Origin of the sequence: Flavimobilis rhizosphaerae, from assembly GCF_014852685.1 — a bacterium.
GTDB classification, from domain to species: Bacteria; Actinomycetota; Actinomycetes; order Actinomycetales; family Cellulomonadaceae; genus Flavimobilis; species Flavimobilis rhizosphaerae.
Genome location: NZ_JACZDF010000013.1, coordinates 1 through 4,417 on the forward strand (window position 1 = coordinate 1; position 4,417 = coordinate 4,417).

General features: G+C 72.6%; 6 protein-coding genes. All 6 read right to left on the reverse strand.

Translation table 11 applies throughout. The features are described 5' to 3' along the window. Nucleotides 1-84 precede the first annotated feature (84 nt). Nucleotides 85-483 carry a hypothetical protein gene (locus tag IGS67_RS13480; RefSeq protein ID WP_192282214.1) on the reverse strand — a complete coding sequence of 133 codons (399 nt, stop codon included), beginning with the start codon at nt 481-483 and terminating at the stop codon, nt 85-87. 519 nt (nt 484-1,002) lie between these two features. Next, nucleotides 1,003-1,401, reverse strand: coding sequence for a hypothetical protein (locus IGS67_RS13485; RefSeq protein WP_192282217.1), 399 nt, complete (start codon nt 1,399-1,401; stop codon nt 1,003-1,005). A 60-nt stretch (nt 1,402-1,461) separates the two neighbouring features. Continuing rightward, nucleotides 1,462-1,704 carry a helix-turn-helix domain-containing protein gene (locus tag IGS67_RS13490; RefSeq protein ID WP_192282220.1) on the reverse strand — a complete coding sequence of 81 codons (243 nt, stop codon included), beginning with the start codon at nt 1,702-1,704 and terminating at the stop codon, nt 1,462-1,464. A 70-nt stretch (nt 1,705-1,774) separates the two neighbouring features. Then, nucleotides 1,775-2,350 (reverse strand): hypothetical protein, encoded by a 576-nt coding sequence (locus tag IGS67_RS13495; protein ID WP_192282222.1) that lies wholly within the window; start codon nt 2,348-2,350, stop codon nt 1,775-1,777. Between the two features lie 61 nt (nt 2,351-2,411). Continuing rightward, the gene (locus tag IGS67_RS13500; RefSeq protein WP_210767366.1) at nt 2,412-3,524 is read right to left on the reverse strand and encodes a tyrosine-type recombinase/integrase; all 1,113 of its coding nucleotides are present in this window, start codon (nt 3,522-3,524) and stop codon (nt 2,412-2,414) included. Next, nucleotides 3,521-4,354, reverse strand: coding sequence for a tyrosine-type recombinase/integrase (locus IGS67_RS13505; RefSeq protein ID WP_192282225.1), 834 nt, complete (start codon nt 4,352-4,354; stop codon nt 3,521-3,523). The genes IGS67_RS13500 and IGS67_RS13505 overlap by 4 nt, the downstream gene beginning before the upstream one ends. Nucleotides 4,355-4,417: the final 63 nt, after the last annotated feature.

The following is a 4,417-nucleotide window of genomic DNA, read 5'->3' on the forward strand; positions in this document are numbered from 1 at the left end:
CGTCGGGGCCGGTGTAGCGGGCGCGCCAGCGGCCGGAGGGCAGCAGCTCGAGCGAACCGAACGACCGACGACGAGGGCGAGAAGTCACAGGTCCTCCAGTTCGGGCAGTGGCAGAGGCTCGAGGGCCGGCGCCACGACGGCCACCGGTTCGGCGTATCGCGTCATCGGCGCACGCGTGCTGGCGGGTGCCTGGACGAACGACGGGCTGCCGAGTCCAGGTAGCACCTCGGCCGGGTCAACCTCGAGGGCGAGTCTCGCGCGGCGTGCACGCGCGTCGAGCAACCGGTGGCACATGACGCACATCGGCCGGTAGTCCTGCGGGTCGGTGCTGTAGAGGCAGCCGGTCGCGGGATCCAGCAACGGGGCCGGCGCATCGGGCAGCATGGCCCATTCGTCGGCCCGGATCCCGCACGCGACGCACTGCCAACGGCGGGCCGGCCCGTGAAGGCCGGTCACGCGGTCATGGGCGCCCTGATAGGTCACGACGGCGCCCTTCCACGCGGGGTGGGCGGCGCCGGCTCGGCCAGCTCGTAGCGCGCGTGTGCCCGCATGGCGCTGGCGCTGGTAGTGGAGACGGCAGACGGCAGGGTCCCGGTAGGACGCCGGACGGTCGCAGCCGTTCACGGTGCAACTGGCACTCATTCGCGCACCTCCGATTCATTCCAGACCATTTCGGTCCAGTTTTTTTGAGGGGTTGGGGAGGGATAGAAGAAGGGGGCGGGTCTTCCGGTGGTGCTGATGGAAAAACCGACCGGCCCCGCCAGCCGGCACGGCAGCCGGCGAGCGGTCCCGCGGCTCATGCACAGGCCTCGCGCGCGCGTGTGGTGACGCGGGTTGCGTAGTTCATCTATCCCTTCCTCATTCCGTAGATCCCTTCCATTCCTTCTGCAGGGCCGTGGGCGACCCTCCCAACAGGGCCGTGGGCGACCCTCCCAACAGGGCCGTGGGCGACCCTCCCCGGCAGGGTCGTGGGCGACCCTCCCAACAGGGCCGTGGGCGGCCCTACTCATCGGGGCCGCCGGTGCGCGCCGGTGGCTGGTTGTCCACAGGTCGAGGCAGCAGCTCGTAGCGCGCGGTGCGGTAGCCGGCAGAGGCGTGCTCGGCCAGGCGGATAGCGCCAGCGTCGCGCAGCGTCTTGATTGCGCGGCGCACTCGTCGCCGGTCTGAGTCGGTCACAAGCTCGAGGGCCGAGGCGTCGCGGTAGCCGAGGACGTAGACGAGCCGGTCGTGGCCGGCGAAGTACATGCGGGCCGGCATGTTGTCGCTGTCGCGGTCGAGGGCTGTCGACGCCATGAAGGTGAGGGCGAGCATGGCCCGGACGTCGGGGGATCCTGCGGGTGTGCGCAGTACCGGGTTCCAGGCGGTCATCTCCTGCACGAGCGCGTTACCCATCGTGGCCACGCACCTTGCGGGTGGTGGTGTTCGATGGGGTCGCGGCTGGCGTGAGGGCGCCAGCCGCGCTCATGCTCGGCGGCCAGCCAGCGGGCCGGCTGTGGCCGTGGTCGAGCAGGCCTCGAGGTATGCGGCGAGCGCGTCGCGGCGCACGAGCACGCGGCCGCCGGGGCGGACGGTCGGGAGGTGGCCGGCGGCGATCCAGCGCTTGAGGGTGCCGAGGCTGACGCGTGCGGCGTCGGCTGCCTCGGCTCGGGTCAGCAGGTCGGGCAGGGTCGTCGCGACCGTCGCGGTCGTGGCGTTCTTGGGCATCGGGGTGTCTCCTAGTGCGCCGCCTGGGCGTGTGGAGACTGTGCCGGTGGTGGGGTCGTGGGCGTCGCGGTCAGGCGGCGCGAAGGACCGTCGCTGCGGATCCCCGCCGGCGGGATGCCAGCGGGGGAGCAGCGGAGAGAACGGCCCTTGTCAGCACGAGACGAAGTGTGCGCATGGGCGGCGGCTCGAGCGGCTCACGCTCGAGCGGGGCGTGCTCGTCGTCCTCGAGCTGCACAGTCGCAGCCGGGTCGTCCGGGGTCGTCAGTTCCGCGGTCGCGGCGTGGTGGAGCGCGCGGCGCGTGCGGTCCTCGGCAAAGAGGCGAGCAGCCTCGCCCATTCCCAGGACGCTCCACTGGTAGTCGTCGAAGTCCTCGGGGACCTCGGTGCTCGAGGTGCCACGGCCGCGCGCAGCGTTGCGGTCAATCGCTGCGACGGTGAGGTGGCGCGGCAGCGGGTTCCGTGCACCGAACTGGCTCGGCAGCGTCCCATGGTCGGGGCGCGCAGGGGCCGCGTGGCGGGCGCGGCGCTCGGCGCGCGTGGGGCGCGAATCGTCGGCCAGCCAGGACGCTAGTTCAGCGAACGACCATGACGAGTCAAGGGCGTCGTCGGGCGACGGCGCCACTAGCTCGAGGTCGGTCCGGTTCATGCGCTCGAGTATGCCAGCACGTACCGGCATGGTCCCGCGTGCCCCCATCGTGTCTGTGGATTCACGCCAGGGCGTTGACGGTGCTGCGCATCGTCGCTCGGGGCACCTGGACGTACCGGCGGGTGGTGGCCGGTGAGGCGTGGCCGAGCAACTGTTGGACGGTGAACACGTCGCGGTCCAGGCCGTAGGCGCGGGTGGCGAAGCGGTGCCGGAGCGCGTGCATGGTGACGCCGGACGGCAGCAGCCGGCTGACGATCTTGCCGATGTACGCGGGCGAGAGGTGGCCGTTGTCGCCGCCGGGGAACGCATAGCCGGCGGGCAGGGCGCGCAGGGTCGCGGCGAGGCCGTCCGGTAGCGGGATCACGCGGTCCCGCTGGCCCTTGCCGCGCACGAGCAGGGTCCAGCCGTCGTCGTCCTCGAGCAGGTCGCGCGAGTGCACGCGCGCGACCTCGCCACGACGTAGGCCTAGCTCGGCGGCCAGGCGCAGCATGAGGGTCTCTCGGTCGTCGGCACCGGCCAGGGCGCCCTCATACGCGCGGGCCGAGGCCGGGTGTGGTGACGGGTGCGCCGGCCGGACCCGGGGAAGGCTGGCGGCGGGGTCGTTGGACGTGCGCGAGGTTGCGAACGCCCATGAGTAGCAGGCGCGCAGGCTCGAGCGGTATGCGCGTCGGGTCTCGGCGCTCATCTCGGATCCGGCCATCCATGCCACGAGCGCATCGGTCGTCACGTCGGCGGGGTCCAGGCGCAGCGACCTCGCAACGTGCTTGAGGTGCCGGACGCGCAGGTGCACGGTCTCCTCGGACGCACCGGCGGCGCGCAGGTGTGCTTGCCACGCCTCGAGCCACGCGGTCCAGGCGGGCGAGGTCGTGCGGGGCGCGGGGCCGGGGCGTGTCGTGCGGGTCGGGGCAGGGTTGTGGTCCGTGCGGCCGTCCGAGATCGCCCACTCGTAGAACGCGCGCACGGCTGCCTCGTAGCTGCGGCGAGTGTCGGGCGAGACGGTGAGGCTGGCGAGCCATGCGTGCACCTGCGCGGCCGTCACTTCCCACGGGCCGGCCGTGGTGGCATTCGCCATGCGGCGCACGCGCTCGGTCGTCTTGCGAGCCGACGAGCCTTTGCCGCGCGCGTGGAGCGCAGCGTTGAACGCCTCGAGCGTGCGGTTCCAGGTGGTGGTCATGAGTGCTTCCTCTCGAGGGCGACGACGGCGCGACGCATGTCGTTGCGGGTCGTCTGGACGTAGCGGCGAGTGACGGTGGGCGACGTGTGGCCGAGCAGCTGTTGGACGACGAACAGGTCGTGCTCGAGCCGGTAGGCGCGGGTGGCGAAGCGGTGCCGGAGCGCGTGCATGGTGACGCCGGACGGCAGCAGCCGTCCGACGATGCGACCGACGTGCGCTGGCGTGAGGTGGCCGGCGTCGCGGTCGGGGAACGCGTAGCCGGCGGGCAGGGCGCGCAGTGTCGCGGCGAGGGCGTCGGTCAAGGGGACGAATCGGTCTCGGGCGCCTTTGCCATGCACGAGTAGGGTCCAGCCGTCGTCGTCCTCGAGCAGGTCGCGCGAGTGCACGCGCGCGACCTCGCCACGACGTAGGCCAACCTCGGCGGCGAGGCGCAGCATGAGTGCCTCGCGGTCGTCGGCGCTGGCGAGGGCGGCCCGGTAGTCGGTGTCTCCCACGGGGCGTGGGCGAGGGTTGGAGGGTGCCACCTGCGCGAGACGGCGCGCGGGGTTGGCCGCGCCGGCAGTGGCCGGGTCAGCGTCGAAGAACGCGACGAGCGACGAGCGGCGCGTGCGTCGTGTCTCGGGCGCGGGTGCGCCGTGGCCGATCCAGGCGGCCAGGTCCTCGGCTGTCACGTCGGCCGGCGCGAGGTGACGGCAGGCACTCGCGAAGTTGCGCAGCTGAGAGCGGCGCAGGGCGAGGGTCGAGCGCGACGCGCCGGTGGCTGCCATGTGGCGGTGCGCGCGCGTGAGTGCCTCGGCCCACGAGGCCGGCAGCGGCTCGAGGGTGGTCATGCGGTCTCCACGAGTGTGAGGTGGGGGCGGGTGGCGAGGGTGTCGAGGGCGGCGGCCAGGCGT